Raw genomic sequence first — 26,152 nt, forward strand, 5'->3', positions numbered from 1 at the left:
TGAGACTACTCATAAATCTCTGAAACAACTAATGAACGACTGACCCTATGCAGAATCTTTATGAACCTGCAACTTATGACCAGACAACATTCAACATCGTTCATTGTCAACAAGCACACGCGGACCGGGAGTCTCCCGGTCCGCATCATTTAAGACAAACCCATGACCAAGGCCGGATCCTCAAGGATCGCTCCGACTTCCGAGAGGAACCTGGCGCCCTGTTCGCCGTCAACCAACCGATGGTCAAAGGACAGTGAAAGCACCATGACTTGCCGCAGTGCGATCTCGTCGAGGTGTTCCCACGGCATCTTCCGCACCTGGCCCACGGCCAGGATTCCGGCTTGGCCCGGCGACAGGATCGGGGTTCCGCCATCGATGCCAAAGACACCCACGTTGCTGATGCTGAAGGTCCCGCCGCCCAGTTGGGCCGGGGTGATCGTCCCCTCGCGGGCCGCCCGGGTCAACTCCCCGGAGGCAGCGGCAAGCTGGGCCAGATCAAGGTCCTGGGCGTTGTGGATGACCGGGACCATCAACCCGCGCCCGGTGGCCGCTGCGATGCCGAGGTTCACGTGCCCGAACTCGACGATTTCGCCATGCTCCTCGTCCCAATGGGAGTTCAGCGTGCGGTGCTTGGCCAGGGCGAGGGTGACCACCTTGGCCACCAGGCTGGTCACGGTGATCTTCACGTCGGCAAAACGCCTCGAGGCACGCAGCCGCTCGAGCAGTGCCATGGTCTCCGTGACGTCCACGCTCAGGAACTCGGTGACGTGCGGGGCGGTGAAGGCGCTTGCGACCATGGCCGCGGCGGTGGCCTTGCGCACGCCCCTGATCGGGGTGCGCGTCTCCCCTGCGGCCGCTGCAGGCGGGACGGGTCCCTGCGGCAATGCCTCCGGGATCGCCGTTGCCTCGAGTGCTTGCACCACGTCCTGGCGGGTGATCAAGCCATTGGTGCCGGTGCCACGCAGCGAACGCAGGTCGATGTTGTGGTCCCGGGCTAGCTTGCGCACCGGAGGGGTGGCCCGCAGGTAGCCAATGCCTTGCGGGGCCGGGTCGTGCGGCTCGACCAGGCGCAGGCCCGGGCCGGAATCAGCGGAAACCGGGGCACCCGCCTGTGAATCCCGGCCGGCCGGCACCGGATCGGGTGCCGCCGCGGCCACGGGCGCCGGCGCTACGGGCACCGTAGCGCCCACGCGTGCCCGGCGGGCCGGACGTCCTCCGGGTTCCGCTGCAGCTCCGTAGCCGACCAGGGTCGGCTGGCGCTGGGCCGCGCCTCCGGATGGTTCCCGAGCCGCGCCCCCCGCAGGTTCCTTGGGGTCACCGGCGGTGGCACCGGAGTGATCCGGCACGTCAAAGGAAATCAGTGGGCTGCCGACATTCACCACGGCGCCCACCGGCTCGTAGAGCTTTTTCACCACGCCCGAAAACGGGGAAGGAAGTTCCACGATGGCCTTGGCCGTCTCCACCTCGGCAATCACCTGGTTCAGCGCAACGGTGTCGCCCTCGGCCACGTGCCAGGACAGGATCTCGGATTCGGTCAGGCCCTCGCCGAGGTCCGGCAGGTTGAATAGTTTCTCCATGGTGTTGCTCATCCGTCCTCTCCCAGCAGGGGCGCATTGCGCCGCATGGCCCGGTCGACCCCGTCAAGGATCCGGTCAAGATCGGGCAGGTGGTGGTTCTCCAGCTTCGCCGGCGGGTAGGGGATGTCGAATCCCGTGACCCGCACCGGGGCGTGGTCCAGGTGGTCGAAGCAGCGCTCGGTGAGGCTTGCGGCAAGCTCGGCCCCGATGCCGGCGAATTTCCCGGCCTCGTGGGTGATGACCACCCGCCCGGTCTTGCGCACCGAGGTGCTCAGCGTGGCGAAGTCAACCGGTTCGATGCTGCGCAGGTCGATGACCTCGATGTCGATGCCCTCGTCCGCGGCGGCGTCGGCCGCATCCAGGGCGGTCTTCACCAGCGGTCCGTAGGCGATCAGGGTCAGGTCGGCACCCTCGCGCGCCACCTTGGCCCGGTAGAGGGAGCCGGGCTCCGGAACCAGGTCCGTGTCCACCTCCCCGCGCACGTGGTAGCGGCGCTTGGGCTCCAGGAAGATCACCGGGTCGTCGTCCGCGATGGCTTGCTGCAACATCGTGTAGGCGTCCTGCGGGTTCGACGGGGAGACCACGCGCAAGCCGGCGGTGTGGGCGAAGTAGGCCTCCGGCGACTCGGAGTGGTGCTCCGGGGAGCCGATGCCCCCGCCGAAGGGGATGCGGATGGTCACCGGGAGCTTGACGTTGCCGCGGGAGCGGAAGTGCATCTTGGCCAGCTGCGAGACGATCTGGTCGAAGGCCGGGTAGACGAATCCGTCGAACTGGATCTCCACCACCGGGCGGTACCCGCGGAAGGCCAGCCCGATCGCTGCTCCCACGATGCCGGACTCCGCCAGCGGGGTGTCGATGACCCGGTGCTCGCCGAAGTCCTTTTGCAGCCCGTCGGTGATGCGGAAAACGCCGCCGAGCTTGCCGATGTCCTCGCCCATGAGCACGACCTTCGCATCGTGTTCCATGGAATCGCGCAGCGAGGTGTTCAGGGCCTGGGAGAAGGTGAGGTTTTTCATTTGGAGGCCTGCGCATTCTCGGCAAAGCCGGCAAGGTAGTTGGCGTAGTTCTCGCGTTGTTCCTCAAGCCAGGGATGCGGATGGCTGTACACGTGGGCGAAGAGGTCGTCGACCTCGGGGTCGGGCATCGTGGTGATGGCCTCGCGCAGCCCGGCGGCCATGTCGTCGGTGGCCTGCTTGGCCCGTTCCCTCAGTGCTGCGAGGTCGGCACCCAGGGTGTCCAGGTGCGCGGCAACCCGGTCCAGCGGGTCCTTCGCGGCCCATTCCTCGAGTTCCAGGGCGTCACGGTAGCGCGTGGGGTCGTCGGCCGTGGTGTGTGCGCCCATCCGGTAGGTGACGGCCTCGATGAATGCCGGGCCGCTGCCGGTGCGCACGTGGGCCAGGGCCGCACGGGTGGCGGCCAGCACGGCGACGACGTCGTTGCCGTCCACCCGCCAGGTGGCCAGGCCGAAGCCCTTGGCCCGGTCGGCGATGTAGCCGGAGGTTTGCCGTGTCACCGGCTCGGAGATGGCCCAATGGTTGTTCTGGCAGAAGAACACCACCGGCGCCTGGTAGCTGGCGGCGAAGACCATCGCCTCGCTGACATCCCCCTGGCTGGTGGCCCCGTCGCCGAAGTAGGTGATGGCCGCCGCGGCCGAACCGTCGAATTTCAGTCCCATGGCGTATCCGGCGGCATGCAGGGTCTGGGCCCCGATGACGATCTGCTGGTTGGCCATGTTGACCTCGTAGGGGTTCCAGCCGCTGGGTGCCGCGCCGCGCCACATGCGCAGCAAATCGTGCGGGTCGATGCCGCGGCAATAGGCCACGCCGTGTTCGCGGTAGGAGGGGAAGATGAAGTCGTCGTGTTCCAGCGCCCGGCCGGAGCCGATCTGTGCGGCTTCCTGCCCGAGCAGCGGTGCCCAGAGTCCCAGTTCGCCCTGGCGCTGCAGGGCGGTGCCCTCCGTGTCGAGGCGGCGGATGCAGGCCATGTCGATGTAGAGGTTTTCCAGGGCCGGGATATCGATCTCCTCCACCCAATGGTCAAGCTCGGGGCAGGGGTGGCGGGTGCCGTCGGGTGCCAATATCTGGAGGTAGTCCTCGGCGCCCTCGGGGGTCGAAGAGTCAAACGTGATGGACACGGTCAGCATCCTTTGCGTCGATTGCGGATTCAGGTCCGGCATTCCGGTGGGACGTGCCGTGCCTGCGGGTGCGGCCTCATCGCCCCACCTACCTGTGATGCTACTCACTCAATGCAGTGCGCACAATCCTTGGCCTGGAAACTGGGCAACTTGCACTATCCGGAGCGGGAGGACGGTGCTAATCTTGCGCATTATGCAACAACTTGACGCGACAGACCTGCGGATCCTCTCCGCACTGTGCCAACGCCCCAAGGCCAGCGCCGTGGCGCTGGCCACCGACCTGGGGCTGAGCCGCAACACGGTCCAGGCGCGCCTGGTCCGCCTGGAATCCAGCGGTGCGCTGCTGCCCTTCGAACAACGGGTGAACCCGGCCGCCCTGGGCTTCGGGCTGGTCAGCTTCGTGCACATCCACCTCCAGCAGCGGCTGCTGGGTCAGATCGTCGAGCAGCTCAAGGCGATCCCGGAGATCATCGAGGCGCACGGGGTGACCGGCTCCGCGGACATCCTCGCCCGCGTGGTCGCCGGCGGCGCCGAGGAACTCTTCCGGGTCAACGGGCAGATCCTGGCCATCGAGGGGGTCGAGCGTGCGGACACCTCGCTGTCGATGGCCGAGCTCATCCCGCACCGCACCACCTCGCTGATGGACCTGCGCCTGGCCAGTGGCCCAGGCAACGGTTCCAGGGCCACCGGCCCCGCGTCCGGATCCCCCGCGGCCGGCTGATCCTTCCCGACAAGGGAACGCCGGGCAGGTTTTCCCCGACGTGGCCCCCGGGCATGGCAAAGGCGGTGCCGCTTCCCCATCGGGGAAAGGACACCGCCTGCGCGGTTCGGCGGGGGCGGGCCGCTGCCCGCCCCCGCCAGGGGGGAATGCCTGCCTGCTAGTGGTCGACGGCCTTTTCGGCGCCGACACCGGTGAGCGAGCGTACTTCCATTTCCGCGGCCTTGACCGGGTCCTCGGTGTTCTTGTCCAGCACCGAACCCAACCAGCCCAGCGCGAAGGCCAGCGGGATCGAGACGATGCCGGGGTTGGCCAGCGGGAAGAGCGCGAAGTCGGCGCCCGGGATCATGGAGGTCGGAAGGCCCGACATGACCGGGGAGAAGACGATCAGCAAGATTGCGGATCCGAGGCCGCCGACCATGGACCAGACGGCGCCCTGGGTGGTGAACTTCTTCCAGAACAGCGAGTACAGGATGGTCGGCAGGTTGGCCGAGGCGGCGACCGCGAAGGCCAGGGCCACCAGGAAGGCGACGTTCTGTCCCTGGGCGCCGATGCCGCCGACGATCGCGAAGATGCCGATGACGACCACCGTGCGGCGTGCCACCTTCATTTCCTTTTCCGGGGTGCTCTTGCCCTTGGCGATGACCGAGGAGTAGACGTCGTGGGCGAAGGATGCCGCCGCGGTGATGGTCAATCCGGCAACCACCGCAAGGATGGTGGCGAAGGCGACAGCGGAGATCAATCCCAGCAGCAGCGGGCCGCCGAGTTCGAAGGCCAGCAGCGGGGCCGCGGAGTTCACGCCGCCCGGGGCGGCCTTGATCTTCTCGGCACCGATCATGGCACCCGCACCGTAGCCCAGCACCAGAGTGAAGAGGTAGAAGCCGCCGATGAGCCAGATCGCCCAAACCACGGACTTGCGGGCTTCCTTGGCGGTCGGGACGGTGTAGAAGCGCATCAACACGTGAGGCAGGCCGGCGGTGCCAAGCACCAGGGCCAGTGCCAGCGAGATGAAGTCGAGCTTGGACGTTCCGGACTTGCCGTACTGCAGTCCCGGGTTCAGGATCTCGGGGGTGCCCGCGGATTCAACCGCGGCACCGAGCAGTGCGGAGAAATTGAAGCCGTAGGCGGCCAGCACCATGATGGTCATGACGAACGCGCCGGCGATCAGCAGGCAGGCCTTGATGATCTGCACCCAGGTGGTGCCCTTCATGCCGCCGATCAGCACGTAAACGATCATCAGCGCGCCGACCACGACGATGACCAGGGACTGGCCCAGCTTGCCGTCGATGCCCAAAAGCAGGGAAACCAACGCACCGGCGCCGGCCATCTGGGCCAGCAGGTAGAAGACACAGACCGCGAGGGTGGAGATTGCCGCGGCAATGCGCACCGGGCGCTGCTTGAGGCGGAAGGAAAGCACGTCCGCCATGGTGAACTTGCCGGTGTTGCGCAGCAGTTCGGCGACCAGCAGCAGGGCCACCAGCCAGGCGACAAGGAAGCCGATGGAGTAGAGGAAGCCGTCGTAGCCGTTGATGGCGATGGCCCCCACGATGCCGAGGAACGATGCGGCCGAAAGGTAGTCACCGGCAATTGCGGTGCCGTTCTGGGTTCCGGTGAAGGAACGCCCGCCGGCGTAGTAGTCCGCGGCGGTCTTGTTGTTGCTCGAGGCCTTGAGCACCACGATGAGCGTGATGCCCACGAAGAGGCCGAAGATGCCGATGTTGACCCACGGGTTGCCGACCTTTGTCGCCTCGGGGGCCGCGGCGAGGATGGCTGTTGAAAGAACGTTCATGGCTTACTCTCCTGCCTGGGCTTCGAGGCGCTTGCGGATGGCCGTGGCCTTCGGGTCAAGCTTCCTGTTGCTGTAGGACACGTATGCGGCGGTGATGCCGAAGGTGGAAACAAATTGCAGCAGGCCCAGCAGCAGGCCGACGTTGACGTTGCCCCACACCTTGATGGACATGAATTCGTGCGCGTAGTCGGCCAGCAAGACGTAGGCGAAGTACCACAACAGGAAAATGACGGCCATCGGGAACACGAAGCTGCGGTGCGTTTTGCGCAGCTCGGTAAACTCCTCCGAGTCCTGTTCCGCCGTGAAATCAATGCCGGTTCCAAGATCCGACTCTTCGGTGGTGCTCATGATTCCTCCTTCTCAAGGGATTCAAGGCGCCAGGCGCGGAGCCTTCTGCTTAATGAACCGGCTCATCCCGGCCTGCGAGGCGCGTCACCTGGCATGGTGACTGAGATCACTGTGTGCCACGCAGGGGCCCGGCGGGAAGGGGGTTGGTTGGAACTACCGCCAAGCGGTCACCCGGGTGCGCCAAGCGGTGCCGCGCATCGACGAACGGCGTACCGGTTTCCGGCCCGCGTAGGCTATTGCCCATGCTCTCCACCGCACTGCAAATGACCCTGATTGTCGCCACCGTCGTGGTCGGCGCCGCCCTGGTGGGCTACCTGGGTTTCAAGATCGCCCGTTCCACCCGCGACCTGGGCACGGATGCGGAAAAGGCCACCTTCGAGACGCTGCACCGGGTTTCGGTCGCGGCCCCGCACCTGGCCCAGGGACTGACCCCCGAGGGAGCGGCCAGCGCCTCCAAGCACCTGCGCGCGCTTCTGGCCGCCCAGGCGCTTCTCATCACCGACACCTCCGCGGTGCTCGCGCTGGACGGCACACTCCCGGCCACCGAGAAGCGCGGCAACGCTGCGGCGCTGGAACTTGCCGCCGCGGCGCTGGCCGCCACCCGCACCCAGGTCAAGCGCTCCGAGGGATTCGACATGGTCTGCGCCCCGATCATGGTCGGGGACACCCCGGTGGGCACCGTGTGCGCGTACATCCCGCGGGCCGGTGCCGGATTCGTGCGCGCGGTGGCCGAGGTCGCCGCCTGGGTCGCGGCCCAGGTGGGCCTGGCGGAGCTGGATGCCTCCCGAGCGCTGCTCATGGAGGCCGAGGTCCGCGCGCTGCGCGCCCAGATCTCCCCGCATTTCATCTACAACTCGCTGAACGCCATCGCCTCGTTCATCATCACCGATCCGGCCCGGGCCCGGGAGCTGGTGGTGGAGTTCGCCGACTTCACCCGCTACTCCTTCCGCCGGCACGGGGACTTCACCACGCTGTCCGAGGAACTCACTGCCATCGACAGGTACCTGCTGCTGGAGAAGGCGCGCTTCGGTGAACGCATCAAGGTCTCCCTGGCCATTGCCCCGGAGGTGCTGTCCACCGCCATCCCGTTCCTGTCCCTGCAGCCGCTGGTGGAGAACGCCGTGCGCCACGGGCTGGAATCCAAGCCCGGCGGCGGGCGCATCACCATCAGCGCCTCCGATTCCGGGGAGTACGCGCTGATCACCGTGGAGGACGACGGGGTCGGCATCGACCCCGAGGCGCTCCAGTCGGTGCTGGCCGGGACGACCGAGTCGATCCACGTGGGGTTGCGCAACGTGGATGTGCGCTTGCGCCAGGTCTATGGGGACGCCCACGGGCTGGTCATCGACACCGCCCCGGGCGCCGGCACGCTGATCACCATGCGCATCCCCAAGTTCCGTCCCGGCGTGGAGCCCTCGGCGCCGGCCGCGGTCGGCTAGTACTACCGTGCGCCAACCGGGGAAGGGAATGTCAGCGATCCGACAAGTACGTTGGTTCCGGCGTCGCGTACTCACCGAGTATCCGCTTGTATTCCTGCACCTTGGTCTCAGAATCATTAACGGCAACCAACAACTTGATCTCGTCAAAGCCGGTGGCCTTCTCGTCCGTGAAAAATTCAACGGCGTTTCTGTTGCAGCAGCTGAATGCCTTCCCGTCCTGATACATCGACGTAATTGCGGCACGCGGCGTGAATCGTCCACCGCCAGTCGAGCGTCCTTCAATGGTCGAATTCCGGCCTTGTGCCCATCGGACATAAGCCTGTTCAAGTGCTATCGCCAGTTCGACTTCAACATCGAGAAGCGTGACCCTCTGATAGTCATGCAGTTCGAGCGCCTCCAGGAGATAGGGACCTCTACCTTCCCATGACAGCGTTCCCTCAATCACGACGTTTTCACCGGCCTCGAGACATCTCGTCATGATCCTATCGGCCAGGAACACACTTTCGTTGTGGACTAGCGAAGACAGCTCGTTGAGCATCATGGGGTACCCATCCGCCAACGTGGTCGACAACTGTGGGTCGAACCGCCCGGAATCATGTGCCTCTGCAAGCAACTTCAATTTGATCCGGTCCGCATCAATTTTCCTCCAGCCTTTCTGGGCAAGTTTGAACTCGTCGATGCGGGTCGATTTTCCCGCGCCCGGAGGGCCTGCAGTAATGAGCACTGCAAGCTCGGCACCCTTTTCTATTTCGTCACCACCCTCCGAGAGAAACTCGTCGATCAGGCGGCGCTGAAACCTGATGCGTTCGGAGCTGACGGGTTGATTCGGTCGATAGGTAGCAAGCACCGAGTTCCTGTCGAATGCCGCCCCCGGTCTGGAGAGTTCGTTTAGTTCCTGTTCCACCAAGCGCAGCGCGTCCGATGCCACGTTATTCAGCCGTGCTTGTTACGACCCTGACGAGCTCTTCATAATCGTCAATATCAATCAGGTCCCTATGGAAGGCGTCAGTAATCTCGTCCCAGCTTCCGCGAGTCAGGACGCTTTCTGGATTACCGGTCTCAGCTTCCTCGCCAAATGTGAATGGCCATTGGCGAAGTGTCTGCATCATTTGCCCATGGCTGATCTTCTCTGCATGAAATTGCAGGATGACTACGCGCGGGGTCTCTTGCAACAGACTGGGAAAGTTGTTGATCTTGCGCAACATCCGATGCACCTCGGGCTGCGAGACACCTAGTCGCATAGCAATATCTGCTTGACCCAGCCCCTTTTCGCTTGCTTTGGCACAAGCGCGCAAACGGTCCATTCGATTCAGTTCCCCAATGGCGAAGACCTGCGCCAGCTCATCCTGGATCGTCAACATCCGGTGTCCTTCCACGCCCTCCAGATACATTATGTATAAGTAGAACGATACTGCTCCTCGGCGTATTCCGACAGGGTGCTGTTGACCACCAGAAAAATTCATTGGGCAAAACGCGCGAGCACCACCGGGGCGGCACTCGTTCCCGTCCTTCCATCGGTTGACGCAACCAACAGCCGCCGGTGTCATGGTCCTCTTCCCCACCGATCTGGCAGACCGCCGATTCCTTGCGGGACAAGGGCAACTCCGCACTAAGGACTTCTGCCCAGGCTCGGCTTCTTGTGCCACGCCTACCCGCATGTGGCCAGGAGCGCGATGCTCCTGCCCAACCCGCAATAACGCGCCACCAGAGAACTTTGCCCACATGGCCGGGTAAAATGTCATCCATGATTAATGTGGTCGTGGCCGACGACGAATTGCCTGCCGTTGCGGAGCTGGCGTATCTGCTGTCGCTCGACTCGAGGGTGGGCACCATCCACCGCGCAAACTCCGGGGCCGAGGCCCTGAAGGCGCTGGAGGAATTCGAGGTCGACGCGCTCTTCCTGGACATCCACATGCCCGCCCTGTCCGGGCTGGACATCGCCCGGGTCATCTCCCGCTTCACCCGTCCCCCGGCCGTCGTCTTCGTCACCGCCGACGAGGACCAGGCCCTGGAGGCGTTCGAGCTGGCCGCCCTGGACTACGTGCTCAAGCCCGTGCGCCCCGAACGCCTGGCCGAATCGATCCGCCGGATCTGCGAGCTGGTCGAGGAAGAAACCGCCAAGCCCGAGGTCGTCACCGTGGACCAGGGCGGGATCACCAAGATGATCCGCCGCGACGAGATCCGCTACGTGCAGGCCCAGGGCGACTACGCCCGGCTGCACACCAAGGACGCCAGCTACCTGATCCGGGTCCCGCTCAACGACCTCGAACAGCAGTGGGCCTCGGCCGGATACGTCCGCATCCACCGTTCCTACCTGGTGGCCATGGACAAGATCGACACCGTGAAGCTGGCCACCGGCAAGGCCGCGGTGCTCATCGGCGGGATCGAGCTGCCGGTCTCCCGCCGCGCACTGCCCTACCTGCGCGAGCGCCTGGCCGCGAACCGCGTCCGGCCGCTGTGACCTCGCCGGGCCCCGGCACCCCTCCCCCGCCAACCGGCGAACCGGTCCCGGCGCCGATGGATGAGATGCTGCCCCCGCCCACCGGCACCCGCGTGCGGGTCAGCGCCCCGGCCGGGACCATGCTGAACATCGCCCGCCGCTCGGCACCCGATGCCGCCGACACCTTCTACGTCCAGTCGCTGATCCGCTCGCAATTGCGCCTGGCGGTCTCCGTGGCCATGGGCTTCCTGCTGCTGCTGGTCGGCCTGGCCGTGATGGTGTTCACCTGGCCCGAAATCAACAACATCCGCCTGGCCACCATCCCGCTTCCCTGGTGGATCCTGGGTGTGGGCGTCTACCCGCTGATCCTGATCTCGGCGTTCCTCTACAACAAGGCCGCTGCCCGCAACGAGGCCAAGTACCGGAGCATCGCCAAGCCATGATCAACCCCGCCGTCGCCCTGCTCTCCGTGCTGCTCGTGTCGGTGGCCACCGTGCTCATCGCCGTCAACGGGCTGCGCCTGTCCCGGACCACCGGGGACTTCTACGTGGCCTCGCGCACCGTCAAGCCCTGGTGGAACGCCAGTGCCATCGGCGGGGAATACCTCTCTGCCGCATCGTTCTTGGGCATAGCCGGGCTGATCGTGGTCTCCGGGCAGGACGGGCTCTGGTTCCCCATCGGGTACACGGCCGGGTACCTGATGCTGCTGCTCTTCGTGGCCGCCCCGCTGCGCCGCTCGCGCGCCTACACCATCCCCGACTTCGCGCAGATCCGCTTCGGCTCGATGAAGCTGCGCCGGCTCACCAGCTTCCTGGTGGTGGTCATCTGCTGGCTCTACATCGTCCCGCAGCTGCACGGCGCCTCGCTGACCCTGGGCATCAGCACCGGGCTGCCTGGCTGGCTGGGCTCGGTGCTGGTCATGGGGATCGTGTGCCTCACGGTGCTGGCCGGCGGGATGCGCTCGATCACCTTCGTCCAGGCGTTCCAGTACTGGCTCAAGCTCGCCGCCCTGGCGATCCCGGCGGTCTTCCTGCTGCTGCACCTGGGGCTGAACGGGGAATCGGCAACCCTTGACGGGGCGATCTTCGATGCGGGCACCGACCCGTCCGCCAACCGGGGGCTGTACTACAACATCTCGCTCCTGGTGGCCCTGCTCTTTGGCACCCTTGGCCTGCCGCACGTGCTGGTGCGTTTCTATACCAACCCCGACGGGCCCTCGGCCCGCAAGACCACCGCGATCGTGCTGGGCCTGCTGGCCCTGTTCTACCTTTTCCCCACGGTGCTGGGAATCCTGGGCCGGGCCTACACCCCGGAGCTGGCCACCAGCGGGAACGCCGATGCCACGGTGCTGCTGCTGCCCGGGCGGATCCTGGGCGGGATGGCCGGGGACGCACTGACCGCGATCATCATCGGCGGGGCGTTCGCCGCGTTCCTCTCCACCTCCTCTGGCCTGGTGGTCTCGCTGGCCGGGACCATCTCCCAGGACCTGTTCCGCGGCACGGTGCGGGGCTTTCGGATCTCCACGCTGATCGCCACCGCTGTCCCGCTGCTGCTGGCCCTGGGCACCTCCAGCTTCGCCCTGGCCGGGGCCATCGGGTCGGTCTTCGCGTTCACCGCCTCGACCATCTGCCCGTTGCTGCTGCTGGGCATCTGGTGGCGCGGCCTCACGGTGGCCGGTGCGGTCTCCGGGATGCTGGCCGGGGCCCTGGCCTGCGGGTCGGCGCTGATGCTGGCGGCCGCACTGCCCAACGAGCCCGATTCCTTCCACGCCCTGGTCTCCCAGCCGGCCGCCTGGTGCGTGCCGCTGGCCTTCCTGGTGATGATCACGGTGTCCCTGTTCACCCGGCACCGGGCACCCGGGCGCATCGATGCGGTCATGGCCCGGCTGCATGTTCCCGAGGCGCTGGACGAACCGCATCCCTGAGGCCCCCCACGGCCCAAACCAGCCACAAAAAATGCGGCCGGTTGCCGGGGAATCCCCTGGCAACCGGCCGCATTCTTGTCTCTTTTTGCCTGTGTCGGCGATCCCCAAGGGATCAGTCGATGGAAGCCATCAGCTCCACGACGCGGTCCAGGAACGCGTCGACCTGCGACTCCTCGTAGCCGTGCTCGCCCTCGGCGCGGCGGAATTCGGCGCGGCGCACCGCATCCACGCTCATCGGGACGTCCTTCTCGAAGTAGTCGATGAGCTGGCCGCACAGCTTGTCCACGTCCTGGACGTTGTAGCTCGAGGCGTTGGCGCGCGAGGGGCGGCGGAAGCGCTCGCCCGGGGAGCGGTGCAGCCGTCCGCGCAGGATCGCCGAGAGCCGCCCGACCTGCTGCAGCCAGGCTTCCTCGCCGTTGGTCTGGATCAGGGCGTCGCGTTCGCGCTGTGCGAAGACGTCCTCGAGCCTGTCCAGGGCGCCGTCGACCTCGCGGGCGCTGTAGCCGCCGCGCTGGGCCGGGAAGACGGTGCGGCGCACCATGTGGCTGGTGACAATCGAATCGTCGTCCCCGTCGCCGTTGAACGTGGCGCGGGCGCGGGCGAGGAACACATCCACCTGTTTGGTGTTGTAACCGAATTCCTTCTCCCCCACGCGCTCAAAAGGGGCGGGGACCGGCTGTGCCTTTTCCTGACTCACAATTCTTTCCTTGATCTCGGTAATGCGTACCGGCGAACCGGCACTGTGGTGCTGCGGGTGGCGCGGGGCCCCGGACGGGGCGGCACCTTCCTGCACCTCCATCTTAGGGAGGCGCGGGCGGCCACGGGCCTAAAGCGCGCCGGGGATCAGCAAAATGGTGAGGATATACGTCACGGGGATCGCGAAGACCACCGAATCGAGCCGGTCCATGACCCCGCCGTGCCCCGGCAGGATGTTGCTCATGTCCTTGATGCCCAGTTCGCGCTTGACCATGGATTCGGCCAGGTCCCCCGCCGTGGCCGCGGCAACCGTGGCCACGGCCAGCGGGATCCCGACCCACCAGGGAAGATCCAGCAGGAACACCGCAGCTGCAACGCCCACGATCGTGGCACCTGCGACCGAGCCGGCGAAGCCCTCCCAGGACTTCTTCGGGCTGATCCGCGGTGCCATCGGGTGCTTGCCGAAGAGCACGCCCACCAGGTAGCCGAAGGTGTCGTTGGAGACCACCAGCAGCAGCATCGTGGTCACCAGCAGGTGCCCGCGCGGTTCGTTCAGCAGCAGCACCGCGAAGGAAAGCATCAGCGGAACCCAGGAGAGCACGAACAGGCTGCCGGTGATCGAGGCCACGGACTTGGCCGGGCCCTCGATGATCCGCCAGAGGAACACCAGCAGCGCACTGGCGGTGAATGCCATGCCCAGGGCCTCGAGCCCCCCGTAGTACGCGGAGAACGGCATGGCGATCCCGCCCACGGCCAGCGGCACCAGCGGGGTGTCGATGCCGGTGCCGTTCAGCGCACGGGAAACCTCCCAGCATCCCACGACGCCGAAGACCGCCACCGTGGCGACGAACGCCAGGGGCAGCCAGAACAGCCCGGTGAGCACCACGGCCAGCAGCAACAGGCCCACGACGATGGCCGCCGGGAGGTCCCGGCCGGCCCGCGAGGCCTTCTTGGTGGTGGTGGCCTTGCTGCTTCGCCGCGTCTTTGGTTCAAGCCCGCCGTTTTCCGGCGACGGCTCCGGAAGGGACCCTGCGGCTCCCTCGCTCGGCTCGGTGGGGTTGGACATTAGACTTCCAGCAGCTCGGTTTCCTTGCGCTTGAGCAAGTCGTCGATGCCGTCGGTGTGGGACTTGGTCAGTGCGTCGAGTTCCTTCTCGGCGCGTGCGCCTTCGTCCTCGCCGATCTCGCCGTCCTTGACCAGCTTGTCAATGCCGTCCTTGGCGCGGCGGCGCACGTTGCGCAGCGCGACCTTGGCGTCCTCGCCCTTGGTACGGACGACCTTGACGTATTCCTTGCGGCGTTCCTGGGTCAGCACCGGCATGATCACGCGGATGGTCTTGCCGTCGTTGGACGGGTTGGCGCCGACCTCGGAGTCGCCCAGGGCCTTTTCGATGGCACGCAGCGCGGTGACGTCGTAGGGGTTGATCAAGATGGTGCGGGCGTCCGGCACCGCGAAGGATGCCAGCTGCTGCAGCGGGGTTGGGGAACCGTAGTAGTCAACCATGACCTTGGCGTACATTCCGGGGTGGGCGCGGCCCGTGCGGATCGCGGAGAAATCTTCCTTCGCGTTCTCGACGGTGCTGTCCATCTTGTCGGCTGCCTCCATGAGGATTTCCTCAATCACGTTCTACTCCTTTGAGTTCGGCCAGGTACGCATACGGTGACCGGTAGTTTCTGGGCTTGTGAACAATCCTATGCCACGCGGGGAGGTGGCACGGGGCACCTAGACGGTGACGCGGGTGCCGATCTTTTCGCCAAGGATGGCGCGGGTGACGTTTCCGTCGCCCTCCATGCCGAAGACCATCATCTCCAGCTTGTTGTCCTTGCACATGGTCATCGCCGTCTGGTCCATCACGCGGATGTCCTTGATGAGGGCCTCGTCGTAGGTGAGGTGCTCAAGCTTGGTGGCCGTGGGGTCCTTCTTCGGGTCCGCGGTGTACACGCCGTCGACACCGCTCTTGGCCATCAGCACCACGTCCGCGTCGACCTCGAGGGCGCGCTGGGCGGCCACGGTGTCGGTGGAGAAGTACGGCAGGCCGGCGCCGGCGCCGAAGATGACGACGCGGTCCTTCTCCATGTGGCGGATGGCGCGGCGCGGGATGTAGGTTTCTGCAACCTGGGCCATGGAGATGGCTGACTGCACGCGGGTGTCGACGCCGGCCTGTTCCAGGAAGTCCTGCAGGGCCAGGCAGTTCATCACGGTGCCGAGCATGCCCATGTAGTCGGCACGCGAACGGTCCATGCCCGAGGCCGAGAGCTCGGCGCCGCGGAAGAAGTTGCCGCCGCCAACGACGATGGCGACCTCGACCTTGCCCACTGTGGCAGCGATCTGTTCGGCCACTCCGCGCACCGTGATGGGGTCGACGCCCAGCTTGCCGCCGCCGAAGACCTCTCCGGAAAGCTTCAGCAGGACCCGGCGGCGACGCGGGGCGTGGGTGTGTTCAATCGGTTCGAGAGTTGCGTCCATGGGGGTGTGATTCCTCCTGCGTGCGGGTCGGTGCTGGCCCACGTCGGTGCTGTTTGGGGGGCGGCCGTCGCGCGTGCGCGGGGCCTGGGGCTGGCAGGAAAAAGGGGCGGCCACCCTGAAGTGGCCACCCCCTTTACCTTGGTGTGAAGCAATCGGTCATCGGAGCCTATGGCCCGGGAACCAATTTACCTGCTGTTGGAGCTATTTATGCGCCAACGCGGAAGCGTGCGAAAGCAGTGGCGCTGACGCCTGCCTCTTCCAGCACCTTGCCCACGGTCTTCTTGGCATCCTTGGCGAATGCCTGGTCAACCAGCACCTGCTCCTTGAAGAAGCCGGTCAGGCGTCCTTCAACGATCTTGGTCAGTGCGGCTTCGGGCTTGCCCTCGGCAACGGCGGTCTCCATGGCGATGCGACGCTCGGACTCGACGGTCTCCGGGTCGATCTCGTCGCGGGACAGCACGGTCGGTGCCATGGCGGCGGTGTGCACTGCCACGTCGTGCGCAACGGTGAAGGCACCGTCGCCGGCGCCGTCGACGGCCACGAGGACGCCAACCTGGGCCGGGAGGTCCTTGGAGGTCTTGTGCAGGTATGCATCAACAGTTGCACCCTCGACACGGGACAGGCGGCGGACGATGACCTTCTCGCCCAGCACTGCGCCCTCTTCGGTGACGACGTCGGCAAGGGTCTTGCCGTTGACGTCGACGGCCAACAGGGTTTCCAGGTCGGCTGCGCCGGAGGAGACTGCAACGTCCAGGACCTGGGCGGCCAGGGCGATGAACTTCTCGTTCTTGGCTACGAAGTCGGTCTCGCAGGAAAGCTCGATCATGATGCCGACGGTGCCGTCGATGACCTTGGCGGCAACGAGGCCTTCCGAGGTCGAGCGGCCTTCGCGCTTGGTGGCGCCCTTGAGGCCCTTGATGCGGATGAGCTCCATGGCCTTGTCGGCGTCGCCGTTGGCTTCGTCGAGGGCGTTCTTGACGTCCATCATGCCAGCGCCGGTGCGCTCGCGCAGTGCCTTAATGTCAGCAGCGGTGTAGTTTGCCACGTGCAACCCCATTCATAAGTGGTTTTGAGCTTTTTCGCCGAAGGACGGGCCGAATGTGGCCCGTCCCGCGGTTTGTTCCCGAGGCCGGCGCTCCCCCGTGCGGGGAAACGCCGGCATCCGGAATCTTGGTTTTGTGACTACTCGGCCGAAGCGGCCGGTGCCTCGTCTGCAGCCGGGGCTGCTTCAGCGGCAGGTGCCTCTTCGGCTGCCGGGGCAGCTTCAGCGACGGGTGCTTCTTCGGCTGCCGGAGCAGCTTCAACAGCAGCCTCGGCGGCAGGCGCCTCGGTCTTGGAGGCCTCGAGCAGTTCGCGCTCCCACTCGGCCAACGGCTCGGCCGGGGCTTCGGTGTTGCCGGCAGCCTTGTTGTTGCGGGCGATCAGGCCAGCAGCAACGGCGTCTGCAACAACGCGGGTGAGCAGGTTGACGGAGCGGATGGCGTCGTCGTTGCCCGGGATCGGGTACTGGACTTCGTCCGGGTCGCAGTTGGTGTCGAGGATGGCAACAACCGGGATGCCCAGCTTGTGTGCCTCGTCGATGGCCAAGTGCTCCTTCTTGGTGTCAACAACCCAGATGACCGAAGGGGTCTTGGTCAGGTTGCGGATGCCGCCAAGGTTGGTTTGCAGCTTGGTGAGCTCGCGCTTGAGCAGCAGCAGCTCCTTCTTGGTGTGGCCCGAACCGGCAACATCCTCGAAGTTGATCTCTTCCAGTTCCTTCATGCGCGAGATGCGCTTGGAAACGGTCTGGAAGTTGGTGAGCATGCCACCGAGCCAGCGCTGGTTGACGTACGGCTGGCCAACGCGGGTCGCCTGCTCGGAAATTGCTTCCTGGGCCTGCTTCTTGGTGCCGACGAACAGAACGGAGCCGCCGTGGGCAACGGTCTGCTTGACGAACTCGTAGGCGCGGTCGATGTACGACAGCGACTGCTGCAAGTCAATGATGTAGATGCCGTTGCGCTCCGTGAAGATGAAACGCTTCATCTTCGGGTTCCAACGACGGGTCTGGTGTCCAAAGTGAACGCCGCTGTCGAGCAGCTGGCGCATGGTTACGACTGGCATGTCGCAACTCCTTCCGGCAGTAGCTGGCCGGCCCATTGCTGGACCGCGGTAACTGCCATTGTTATCGGTTGATGGTGCGCATCCGGAATTGGAGGCAACCCCTGGCATGAAAGCAACGGAAGAACCGTCATGCCAAACCTCAACCGAAGTGAATCGGACCGTGGGCCTGGCCATCGCACGCTGCCGTCCGCCACAAACGTGTCGGTGATTGGCTGCATGGATCATTCATGCGCGAAGTCAGTTTCATGTGTTCCGCTTTTCGCGCAGGCGAGAAGAAGGCACAGAGAACCGCGTGTTCCAGTGTACTACAGGCCAAGGACCGGGAAATTGACCCATCCGCACAGAACCACGGGACGTGCATCACATCCCGCCGGCGCTCCACAGCCCGGCGGCAACCCGCCGCGGGGCGCGGGGTTCGGGCCCATGCTCGTGGACATGAAAACCGTTTCCGCCATCTCAAGCCTGATCGTGGGCGCGGCCGTGCTGCTGGCCCCGGCCGCAGCCTCCCCGCTGTCCCCCGTCCCCGCAAACCCGGCCCGGGCAGCGTCCGGTTCCTGGAGCTGGCCGCTGCCGCCGGTGCCCGAGGTGGTTCGATCCTTCGACGCGCCGGCCGAGCGCTGGCTCAGCGGACACCGCGGGGTCGATCTCGCCGGGTCCCCCGGGGACACCGTCAGCGCCCCGGCCGCGGGCATCGTTTCCTTCGTGGGGCGCATCGTGGATCGGCCGGTCATCGTCATCGACCACGGCTCGGGCCTGCTCACCAGCTTCGAGCCGGTGCGAAGCACCCTGGGGGTCGGCGCGATCGTCGGGATCGGCGACGAGATCGGGATGATCGCCACCGGCGCCCACTGCGATGCCCGCTGCCTGCACTGGGGCATGCGGCTGGACGGGGAGTACATCGACCCGCTGCTCACGATCCGCGACACCCGGCCCTCGATCCTGCTGCCGCTGGGTTAGGTGCCTTCGCCGGGCCGGGCGCCCGGGCGGGACCCGGCGGCAAAGTCCGCGATGGCACCTTCGTAGACCGTGGCCATGAGCCGTGTTTGCCGGCTTTGCAGGAAGGATCCCGGGTCGAAGGATTCCGTCCGCGGTCCGCTGCCGTCCCGCACTTGGGCAACGCATCGGCCAAGGGCCCTGGCCAGTGCCTCGATCGAGTCGTCTTCCGTGAGCCAGTAGACGCCTTGGGGCAGGTCCTCGGCGATGGCCCGGTCGCTGAGCAGCGACGGGGTGCCCAGCGCGGCAGCCTCGTAGACCGTCATGCCCTGGGTCTCGAATCCCTGGGAGGTCTGGACCAGTGCGTCGGCTTGGCGCAGCTCGGCGAGCATTTGCCTGTAGGCGACCTTTCCGCGGATCAGCACGGTTGGCTTGTCCATGGCAGTGGCCTTGGCTTCGGCCTTGGCCCGGTCCGCGCCGTCCCCGAAGACATGGATCTCGGCGTCGATGTTGGCCAGGGCCACCGCGTCCAGGAAGGGAAGCAGGCGTTTTTCGGCGCTGAAGCGTCCCACCCACACCAGGCGCGGGCGCGGGTTGCGGGCGGCCGGCGGTTGGGCCAGGAGGTCGGCGGCGATCTGATCGTCCATCCCGTTGGGCACCACGTCCACGGTGCCAAAGACGCCCTGAAGTTCCAGCAGCCGGGCGAAGTGGCTCGAGGGTGCGGTCACGCGCAGGGCATAGTCGGTGAAGCGTGCCAGATACGACCAGGCCGTGGCCGCCACGCCCCGGCCTGTGTGCAGGAAGGCCTTCTGGGCCAGCCCGAATCCGCGTTGGACCATCCCGGGGAACGGCATGGTGGCCGCGATCCCGACATCGAGGCGGTTGTGCATGGTGTGGACCACCGGCAGGTTCTGCTCCTTGGCGAAGCGGTAGCCGATAATTGCCTGCCAGAAATCGGCCTGGATGTGCACCACGTCCACCGGTCCGCGGCCGGCGATGGCCCGTGCCAGCGCCTTGTCGCTGTGCTTCCCGGGGATGCACAGCGAGTACTCCCCCGGCCCCAACGGAAGCGAGGGCAGTTCGATGACCGCCGGGTCGGATGCGTGCTTGCCGCGGTACCGCGGGGAGACGATGGTGACCCGGTGTCCTGCCAGTTCAAGGAAGCGCCGCTGCAGCCGCACGGAGGTTTGCATGCCCCCGAGGGTGTCGGGGTGTTGGTCGACGAAGATGACGCAATGCATGGACCGGTCTCGTCCTTTCAGCGGTGATGCTTGGAGTTAAACGTGTTGCGGGCGCTGCTTGGGCGAAGTCGCTGCCTCGGGATCGATTCCCCAGGCCTTTCGAGCCTAACGGAGTCCGCAGCAGCCGCCGCGGAAGGGCACAGGGTGCGCCTCGTCCCGCTGGGTTGCCCAGGGCGGCTGGCTTCCGGGGGAAACTACCCTCAAAACTCCCCCCAAACGGCCCAAAAGCACGGAAAAAGGCCTAGTCAAAATCCCTGGCTGTAGGGTTTGACTAGGCCTTTCATGTGTAGGGCGGGTGGGGCTTGAACCCACGACAAAAGGATTATGAGTCCTCTGCTCTGACCAACTGAGCTACCGCCCCAATACCGGGTGAACCAGCAATCTTTCCGCCAAGGACGGCGATCGCTGAAACATCCCCAGCCATCCTAATGGATTCCGGCGCAGGTTTTCATCTCCAACAACCAAAACCCGTGGCCATCGCCAAGATCAGGGCAGGAAGTCCTCGGCGCTCGCGCCCCGATAGATCGCCTCGAAGGTGTCCATGGTCTTGCTGTGGCTGTGCAGGGCGGCCTTGGCATGGCCTGCCTTGCCCATCACGGCCAGGTCCTCGGGTGCCATGGCCAGGATCGAGTCCAGCTTGCCGGCCAGGTCGACGCGGTCCCCCGGCTCGAACAGGTAGCCGTTGACGCCATCATCGACCAGGTGGGGCAGGGCCATGGCGTTGGCCAACACCACGGGCTTGGAAGCGGAGAGTGCCTCCAACGTCACCAGCGACTGCAGTTCCGCGGTGCCCGGCTGGCAGAAGACGTCGCAGCGCAGGTAGGCGCTGCGCAGTTCCTCGTCATCGACGTGCCCCAGGAAGTGCACGCGGTTGGCCACGCCTTTTTCGAGTGCCAGCTTTTCCAGCGGGCCCCGCTGTTCGCCGCCGCCGATGACCTCCAGGTGCGCGTCCGGGACATGCTTCATCAGTGTCAGGGCGTCAATGAGTTCGTTGACGTTCTTCTCCACCGCCAGCCTGCCCACAAACAGGATTGTGGGGTACGGGTTGCGGTCGATCAATTCGGCGGCCCCGAGCTCGTAGTTGCTGGAGTCGATGCCGTTGGACAGCGGGAGGACCTTGCCCAGTCGCGCGTACTTGGTCATGGCCCGGGCGGCCAGCGGAGTCGGGGTGGTGACAACATTTGCCCTGCCCATGATCTTGCCCATGTCACGCCACGAGTTGCGTGCAACAATCCGCTTGAACCACTTGGGGAACGGCAGGAACGGGTCCAGGTTTTCCGGCATGAAGTGGTTGGTGGCCACGGTGCGGATGCCCTGCTTGCCCGCGTAGGCCAAGGCTCCCTGGCCGATCATGTAGTGGCACTGGGCGTGGACGACGTCCGGCTTGATCTCGTTGAGCAGCGCCTTGATTTCCGGGTTGACCTCCCAGGGGAAGCAAATGCGGAAGTATTCGTGCGTTGCCACGGCATGGGATCGCAGCCGGTGGACGGTGGCCTCGGGCAGGACCTCGGTGACCGTGGGTCCCTTGTCCGGGCGGGTGGCCATGACGTGCACCTGGTGCCCGCGCTCGGTCATGGCCGTGGCCAGGCGATAGCAAAAGACTGCGGCGCCGTTCACGTCCGGATGATAGGTATCGGCCGCAATCAGGATCTTCAATGGTTTCTCGCCCGTCACGGGGTGTGTTCACTCCTTGACATGACCGCATTTCGAGGCCACGGTTGTCGTTTCATTGTCTTGGTTGGGCTGTCGCAGGAAATCGTTGCCATCTACTTGCCGTCGGTGATCCTGGTTCGTCGCTTGGCTTCTGCCTTGCGTTCGAGCACGTCCGGATGGTGTCGGGACAAGGCGATCACCCCCACGATAGCAATGCATCCGGCACCGACCATGCTCAACGCCACGGCGGGTTGGACATTGGGATCGAGTTCACCAAATATCGCAATCCCGATGGAGATGCCGACGATCGGATCGATCACGGTCAAACCGGCAATCACCAGGTCGGGCGGTCCCTTGGAATACGCGTTCTGCACGAAATAGGAGCCCAGCAGCCCCGCGACGATCACGGCCAGAATCGAGTACCAGGAAACATTGGCGATGAATCGGCCGTTGGGGTCGAGCAGTGCCACCGAAATGGTCCTGACCAAGACCGCCACGAATCCGAAGAGGACCCCGGCCCCCAGGATGTAGAAGAACGCGCTGAGCCGGTGCGGGAACAGCACCACGGCACCGCCGAAGACCGCCACGGCGATGGCCAGGATCATGATCGTGAGCAGCTCCTGGCCGCTGGTGATCAGGTGTTCCTTGGCGCTGACCTCGATGGCCAGGAACACAAATCCCGCGCTGCCCACCATGCAGGCGGTGATCGCCAGGATCGTGGGCCGGTTCATCTTGATGTGGTGCTCCCTGGCGTTGACCACCGTGGTGATAACCAACGCAATGGCGCCAATGGGCTGGACCACGGTCAAGGGTGCGCTTGCCAGGGCGTACACGTTCAGGCTCATGCCCATCCCCAGCAAGATCAAGCCGAACACCCAGCGGGGCGTCCGGAAAAGTCGCAGCAGCCCCAAACCCGTGACGTTCAACCCGCCGGCGCTCGCGCGCACCGCGCTGGATTGCCGTTGGGTGCCGAAGGCCAGAAAGAACGCCCCGGCGATCGCGGCGGTGACCGCTAGCCAGACCATTCAGTTCCCGACTTCAGCGCCTTGGCCTTGCGGTGGCCAAGTATGAAATAGTGGACCGCCGCAATGACATGCAGGACGCAGGCCAGGGCCAGGCTCCAGGTCGCGATGTCCCCCAGGATGGTTCCCTTGCCCCAATCGGTGCTTCCCATGAGCAACAACGGGGTTCCCACCAGCAGCAATGCGGTGCGGATCTTTCCAAGGTTGGTGACCGGGAGGTTGGGGTTGCCGCGGAAGAGCACCCACGTGTTGGCGATCAGGGCGATATCGGGAATCACGATCGAGAACACCAGCCATGCCGGGGCGATGCCGGTGGCGACGAAGGTCGTGGCGATCACTATCAGGGCCACCCTGTCGGCGACCGGGTCCAGCCATTTGCCAACGGTGGATATCTGGTCCAGGCGGCGGGCCGCATAGCCGTCGATCCAGTCCGAGGACCCCAGGATCACCAGGGTGAGCGTCGCCCAGCCGTAGTGCATGTCCAGGGTCTGCCAGACGAACAGCGGAACCAGCAGGAACCTGACAACGGTGATCAGGTTCGGGACCGTCCAGAAGGTGGTGAGCAAGCGGTATTCGAAGTTGTCGCGTGTCCCCGCTCCAATGATGCGCATGCTCGCCTCCTTCGTGGGTCTGCGTGGTCCTTGGACAGATTTGCCGGTTGTGGGGGTGGCCCGCCCTGCCCGCCGATTCCTGTCCACCGGGGTGGGTGTGAAACGGAATCGGCGGGCCGGGCGTTGGCTACTTGCGCAGCAGCTTGCGCAGGAAGACGACGAACATTGCCATCGAGCCGGCCATGATGGCCAACGGACGCCAGCGTTCACGCAGGGCCTCCTTGGCGTTCTCGCCTTCGAGGCCGCTGAGCGAAGCGAGCTTTTCCGTGGCCCGCTCCATGCCTTCGGTGACCTTTTCCGATGCGGTGTCCGCGAGGTGGCGGGCCTGGCCAGCGGCCTTGCTCACGGCTTCCCCGGCAGCCTGTCCGGCGTCGGAGATTTTCTCGCCCAGGTGCAGGGGAACTTCCAGCTTCTGTCCCAGCCCGTCGCGGTGCAAGGCAATTTCCTCGCGGCGCTCGCGGGTGCGGATGATCAGTTCGTTGTGGGTCGGCTTCGGGGCCTTGGGCTCGTTCTCCCCGGCCTGCTCGGCATCCTGCCCGTCCTTCTTCTTCGAAGGCCGTGGCTCGTCAAGCGTCGAGACGTCGAAGGCGCTGCCTTCCTTGACCACGCCGAGATCGTGCCGGAATCCGCGGATTGCTTCCTCGGGCAGCAAAGGCATGGCCTTCTTGACCTGCAGGAACGCGAACAAGCCAAGGACGATAGCAAGGACCAGGAATCCCGCGGCCACCAGCAGCGCGGCAAGCCACGGCGCGATGACGGTGCCGATGCCCATGACCAGCGCGACGACCAGTGCGACCACCATGAGAGCAAGCAAGGCGAGGGCCAGGATTCCGGCGCCCGCGGCAATGCCGACGTTGATGCCCTTTGACTTCAGGACGTTGGCTGCTATGCGGGCTTCGTCGGCCAGTTGGTTCGGGATCAGGCGGCTCAGTCCGCCCACTTGTCCCTTTAAAGTTGTTGGCGCTGACTGGTACTGGCTTCCAGTCGATTCCGATCCAGACATGCTGTCTCCATTTCATGCGGCCCCGGCCCGGTCCGCTCAACCCAAAACTACCACCCGGACGTGCTTAAACGACTCAACCCGAAGGGGTACACCCAGGGTATGAGATTGCCCGGACACAAGAAATCCCCGCCCTCCTGAGGAGGGCGGGGAATCTGTATTGCGCTCCCCCGAATGGACTTGAACCAGTAACCTTCCGATTAACAGTCGGACGCTCTGCCAATTGAGCTACGGGGGAATGAAGCGAGTTATACGTTACCAGAGCACCAAATGGAACCCAAATCAGGGTCCGGATTTTCCGGCCGTGTCCTTGCGCACAGCCGGAAAACCACCCTCCTACCGGTCCCGCTGCACGCGGGTCTCGTCCCAAACGGGCTCCGTGGATTCGTAGACCTTCCCGTTGGAACCGAACACCAGGAAGCGGTCGAACGACCTGGCGAACCACCGGTCGTGCGTCACCGCCAGCACGGTTCCCTCGAACGATTCGATGGCCCGTTCCAGCGCCTCCCCGGAGTGCAGGTCGAGGTTGTCGGTCGGTTCGTCGAGCAGCAGCAGCGTCGCACCGGAAAGCTGCAGCAGCAGGATCTGGAAACGCGCCTGCTGGCCGCCGGAGAGCGAATCGTACTTCTGCTCGGCCTGGCCGGCCAGGCCGTAGCCGTCCAGCGCTCCCGAGGCCGCCTCCCGGGCCAGGCCCGAGCGGTGGTCGTCGCCGCGGTGCAGGATGTCCAACAGGGGCCGGCCCATCAGGTCGGGGCGGCTGTGGGTCTGGGCAAAGAACCCGGGGCGGATGCGCGCACCGAGCTTCACGGTGCCGTTGTGCGGGACCTCGGCGATCTCGAAGTCGGCCACCGGCTGGTGCTCGCGCTCGGGATCCGTGCCGCCGGAGGCCAGCAGGCGCAGGAAGTGGGACTTTCCCGAACCGTTCGAACCCAGGATCGCCACGCGGTCCCCGAACCAGATCTCGTTGCTGAAGGGCTTCATCAGCCCGGTGAGCTCGAGCTTCTCGGCGACAATGGCCCGCTTGGCGGTGCGTCCGCCCTTGAGCCGCATGTTGACGTTCTGCTCCAGCGGGATGGCCTGGGGCGGGCCGGCCTCGAGGAACTTGGCCAGGCGCGTCTGGGCCGCGTGGTAGCGGTTGGCCATGTCGGAGCGGAACGCCGCCTTGTTCTTGTACATGTTCACCAGCTCCTTGAGCTTGGCGTGCTCCTCGTCCCAGCGCTTGCGCAGTTCCTCGAAGCGTTCGTTGCGTTCCCGGCGCGCATCGACGTAGGAGCCGAATGCGCCGCCGTGGATCCATGCGGTGGCGCCCGAGAGCCCCGGCTCCAGGGTGACGATGCGGTTGGCCGCGTTGTTGAGCAGTTCGCGGTCGTGGCTGATGAACAGGACGGTCTTGGGCGACTCGTTCAGCGTTGCCTCGAGCCACCGCTTGCCCGGGACATCGAGGTAGTTGTCCGGCTCATCGAGCAGCAACAGTTCGTCCGGGCCCTCGAAGAGCGCCTCGAGCACGAGGCGCTTCTGCTCGCCGCCCGAGAGCGTGGAGGCCAGGCGGTGGGATGCACGGTCGAAGGGAACCCCGAGGGCGGCCATGCAGACCTTGTCCCAGGCAGTTTCCAGCTCGTAGCCGCCGGCATCCCCCCAGTCGATGATGGCCTGCGCGTAGCGCATCTGGACCTTCTCGTCGTCGGATTCCATCATCAACAGCTCGGTCTCGTCGATGGCCTTGGCCGCCGCCGCCAGGTCGGCCGAGGCGGTGGAGACCAGCAGGTCGCGCACCGTGGACTCGTCTCGGACCTGGCCCACGAACTGGCGCATGATGCCCATGCCGCCGGAACGGGACACCACACCCTCATCGGATTTCAGGTCGCCGGCGATGATCTTGAACAGCGTCGTTTTCCCGGCGCCGTTGGGGCCGATCAATGCGGTCTTGCTGCCGCTGGTCACCTTGAAGGTGACACCGCCGAGCAATTGGGTGCCGTCGGAAAGGAAGTAATGGATGTCGGATACGTCGATATGAGCCACCGTCCCATCCTACTGACACACGGCCCGGCGGACCGCAGTCAT

25 protein-coding genes and 2 tRNA genes are annotated in these 26,152 nt (G+C 65.4%); 6 read left to right on the forward strand and 21 right to left on the reverse strand.

Annotated elements, in window-relative coordinates; all coding sequences use genetic code 11:
* Positions 1–149: 149 nt before the first annotated feature.
* The 3 genes from JOF46_RS18200 to pdhA are packed head-to-tail and all read right to left on the reverse strand — an operon-like array spanning position 150 to position 3,720.
* Positions 150–1,589 carry a dihydrolipoamide acetyltransferase family protein gene (locus tag JOF46_RS18200; RefSeq protein ID WP_209909771.1) on the reverse strand — a complete coding sequence of 480 codons (1,440 nt, stop codon included), beginning with the start codon at positions 1,587–1,589 and terminating at the stop codon, positions 150–152.
* A complete protein-coding gene (locus JOF46_RS18205; RefSeq protein WP_209909774.1) occupies positions 1,586–2,593 on the reverse strand; it encodes an alpha-ketoacid dehydrogenase subunit beta in 1,008 nt (335 codons plus the stop codon). Before JOF46_RS18205 ends, JOF46_RS18200 begins: the two co-directional genes overlap by 4 nt.
* Positions 2,590–3,720 (reverse strand): pyruvate dehydrogenase (acetyl-transferring) E1 component subunit alpha, encoded by a 1,131-nt coding sequence (gene pdhA, locus JOF46_RS18210; protein ID WP_209912029.1) that lies wholly within the window; start codon positions 3,718–3,720, stop codon positions 2,590–2,592. The genes JOF46_RS18205 and pdhA overlap by 4 nt, the downstream gene beginning before the upstream one ends.
* A gap of 184 nt (positions 3,721–3,904) precedes the next feature.
* Between pdhA and JOF46_RS18215 the strand changes: the two genes are divergently transcribed.
* Positions 3,905–4,432, forward strand: coding sequence for an Lrp/AsnC family transcriptional regulator (locus JOF46_RS18215; protein ID WP_209909777.1), 528 nt, complete (start codon positions 3,905–3,907; stop codon positions 4,430–4,432).
* Between the two features lie 157 nt (positions 4,433–4,589).
* On the opposite strand, the gene JOF46_RS18220 is transcribed toward JOF46_RS18215, so the two are convergent.
* On the reverse strand, positions 4,590–6,218 hold the full coding sequence (locus tag JOF46_RS18220) for a solute symporter family protein (protein ID WP_209909780.1): 1,629 nt from the start codon (positions 6,216–6,218) through the stop codon (positions 4,590–4,592).
* Between the two features lie 3 nt (positions 6,219–6,221).
* Complete coding sequence (locus tag JOF46_RS18225) at positions 6,222–6,566, reverse strand: DUF485 domain-containing protein (RefSeq protein WP_209909782.1); 345 nt, start codon at positions 6,564–6,566, stop codon at positions 6,222–6,224.
* A gap of 242 nt (positions 6,567–6,808) precedes the next feature.
* Between JOF46_RS18225 and JOF46_RS18230 the strand changes: the two genes are divergently transcribed.
* Entirely contained in the window at positions 6,809–8,005 is a 1,197-nt protein-coding gene (locus tag JOF46_RS18230) for a sensor histidine kinase (protein WP_209909784.1), read from the forward strand.
* Between the two features lie 31 nt (positions 8,006–8,036).
* On the opposite strand, the gene JOF46_RS18235 is transcribed toward JOF46_RS18230, so the two are convergent.
* The gene (locus JOF46_RS18235) at positions 8,037–8,933 is read right to left on the reverse strand and encodes a zeta toxin family protein (RefSeq protein ID WP_209909787.1); all 897 of its coding nucleotides are present in this window, start codon (positions 8,931–8,933) and stop codon (positions 8,037–8,039) included.
* 1 nt (position 8,934) lies between these two features.
* Positions 8,935–9,366 (reverse strand): sugar-binding transcriptional regulator, encoded by a 432-nt coding sequence (locus tag JOF46_RS18240; RefSeq protein ID WP_209909790.1) that lies wholly within the window; start codon positions 9,364–9,366, stop codon positions 8,935–8,937.
* Positions 9,367–9,749: 383 nt separating this feature from the next.
* On the opposite strand from JOF46_RS18240, the gene JOF46_RS18245 reads away from it, so the two are divergent.
* From JOF46_RS18245 to JOF46_RS18255, 3 genes are all read left to right on the forward strand, one after another.
* Positions 9,750–10,466: a LytR/AlgR family response regulator transcription factor gene (locus JOF46_RS18245; protein ID WP_209909793.1), complete on the forward strand. Its 717-nt coding sequence runs from the start codon at positions 9,750–9,752 to the stop codon at positions 10,464–10,466.
* A gap of 65 nt (positions 10,467–10,531) precedes the next feature.
* Positions 10,532–10,888 (forward strand): hypothetical protein, encoded by a 357-nt coding sequence (locus JOF46_RS18250; RefSeq protein ID WP_245348184.1) that lies wholly within the window; start codon positions 10,532–10,534, stop codon positions 10,886–10,888.
* The gene (locus JOF46_RS18255) at positions 10,888–12,369 is read left to right on the forward strand and encodes a sodium/solute symporter (protein WP_209912032.1); all 1,482 of its coding nucleotides are present in this window, start codon (positions 10,888–10,890) and stop codon (positions 12,367–12,369) included. Before JOF46_RS18250 ends, JOF46_RS18255 begins: the two co-directional genes overlap by 1 nt.
* A gap of 112 nt (positions 12,370–12,481) precedes the next feature.
* On the opposite strand, the gene JOF46_RS18260 is transcribed toward JOF46_RS18255, so the two are convergent.
* The 6 genes from JOF46_RS18260 to rpsB form a co-directional block, all read right to left on the reverse strand.
* Positions 12,482–13,066, reverse strand: coding sequence for a DivIVA domain-containing protein (locus JOF46_RS18260; RefSeq protein ID WP_113761564.1), 585 nt, complete (start codon positions 13,064–13,066; stop codon positions 12,482–12,484).
* 129 nt (positions 13,067–13,195) lie between these two features.
* Positions 13,196–14,131: a phosphatidate cytidylyltransferase gene (locus JOF46_RS18265; protein ID WP_209909798.1), complete on the reverse strand. Its 936-nt coding sequence runs from the start codon at positions 14,129–14,131 to the stop codon at positions 13,196–13,198.
* Complete coding sequence (gene frr / locus JOF46_RS18270) at positions 14,131–14,688, reverse strand: ribosome recycling factor (protein WP_209909801.1); 558 nt, start codon at positions 14,686–14,688, stop codon at positions 14,131–14,133. The genes JOF46_RS18265 and frr overlap by 1 nt, the downstream gene beginning before the upstream one ends.
* 99 nt (positions 14,689–14,787) lie before the next feature.
* Positions 14,788–15,531 (reverse strand): UMP kinase, encoded by a 744-nt coding sequence (pyrH, locus tag JOF46_RS18275; RefSeq protein WP_113761320.1) that lies wholly within the window; start codon positions 15,529–15,531, stop codon positions 14,788–14,790.
* Between the two features lie 205 nt (positions 15,532–15,736).
* Positions 15,737–16,576, reverse strand: coding sequence for a translation elongation factor Ts (tsf, locus tag JOF46_RS18280; RefSeq protein WP_209909804.1), 840 nt, complete (start codon positions 16,574–16,576; stop codon positions 15,737–15,739).
* Positions 16,577–16,713: 137 nt separating this feature from the next.
* Entirely contained in the window at positions 16,714–17,631 is a 918-nt protein-coding gene (gene rpsB, locus JOF46_RS18285; RefSeq protein ID WP_209909807.1) for a 30S ribosomal protein S2, read from the reverse strand.
* Between the two features lie 435 nt (positions 17,632–18,066).
* Here rpsB and JOF46_RS18290 point away from each other — a divergent pair, with 435 nt between their 5' ends.
* The gene (locus JOF46_RS18290) at positions 18,067–18,588 is read left to right on the forward strand and encodes a M23 family metallopeptidase (protein WP_209909810.1); all 522 of its coding nucleotides are present in this window, start codon (positions 18,067–18,069) and stop codon (positions 18,586–18,588) included.
* Here JOF46_RS18290 and JOF46_RS18295 read toward each other — a convergent pair.
* The 8 genes from JOF46_RS18295 to JOF46_RS18330 all read right to left on the reverse strand — a co-directional run bounded on the left by JOF46_RS18295 (position 18,585) and on the right by JOF46_RS18330 (position 26,110).
* Positions 18,585–19,805, reverse strand: a complete 1,221-nt coding sequence (locus JOF46_RS18295) for a glycosyltransferase (protein WP_209909812.1) — start codon at positions 19,803–19,805, stop codon at positions 18,585–18,587. The genes JOF46_RS18290 and JOF46_RS18295 overlap by 4 nt on opposite strands.
* 287 nt (positions 19,806–20,092) lie before the next feature.
* A tRNA-Ile gene (locus JOF46_RS18300) sits at positions 20,093–20,166 on the reverse strand.
* Positions 20,167–20,291: 125 nt separating this feature from the next.
* Positions 20,292–21,479, reverse strand: coding sequence for a glycosyltransferase (locus tag JOF46_RS18305; RefSeq protein WP_209909815.1), 1,188 nt, complete (start codon positions 21,477–21,479; stop codon positions 20,292–20,294).
* A 92-nt stretch (positions 21,480–21,571) separates the two neighbouring features.
* Positions 21,572–22,483 (reverse strand): DMT family transporter, encoded by a 912-nt coding sequence (locus tag JOF46_RS18310; protein WP_209909818.1) that lies wholly within the window; start codon positions 22,481–22,483, stop codon positions 21,572–21,574.
* Positions 22,471–23,091, reverse strand: coding sequence for a CDP-alcohol phosphatidyltransferase family protein (locus JOF46_RS18315; RefSeq protein WP_209909821.1), 621 nt, complete (start codon positions 23,089–23,091; stop codon positions 22,471–22,473). The genes JOF46_RS18310 and JOF46_RS18315 overlap by 13 nt, the downstream gene beginning before the upstream one ends.
* Positions 23,092–23,218: 127 nt before the next feature.
* Entirely contained in the window at positions 23,219–24,031 is an 813-nt protein-coding gene (locus tag JOF46_RS18320; RefSeq protein ID WP_209909824.1) for a phage holin family protein, read from the reverse strand.
* A 225-nt stretch (positions 24,032–24,256) separates the two neighbouring features.
* Positions 24,257–24,329, reverse strand: a tRNA-Asn gene (locus tag JOF46_RS18325).
* Positions 24,330–24,427: 98 nt separating this feature from the next.
* Entirely contained in the window at positions 24,428–26,110 is a 1,683-nt protein-coding gene (locus JOF46_RS18330; RefSeq protein ID WP_209909827.1) for an ABC-F family ATP-binding cassette domain-containing protein, read from the reverse strand.
* Positions 26,111–26,152: the final 42 nt, after the last annotated feature.

This window comes from Paeniglutamicibacter psychrophenolicus (assembly GCF_017876575.1).
GTDB lineage: Bacteria > Actinomycetota > Actinomycetes > Actinomycetales > Micrococcaceae > Paeniglutamicibacter > Paeniglutamicibacter psychrophenolicus.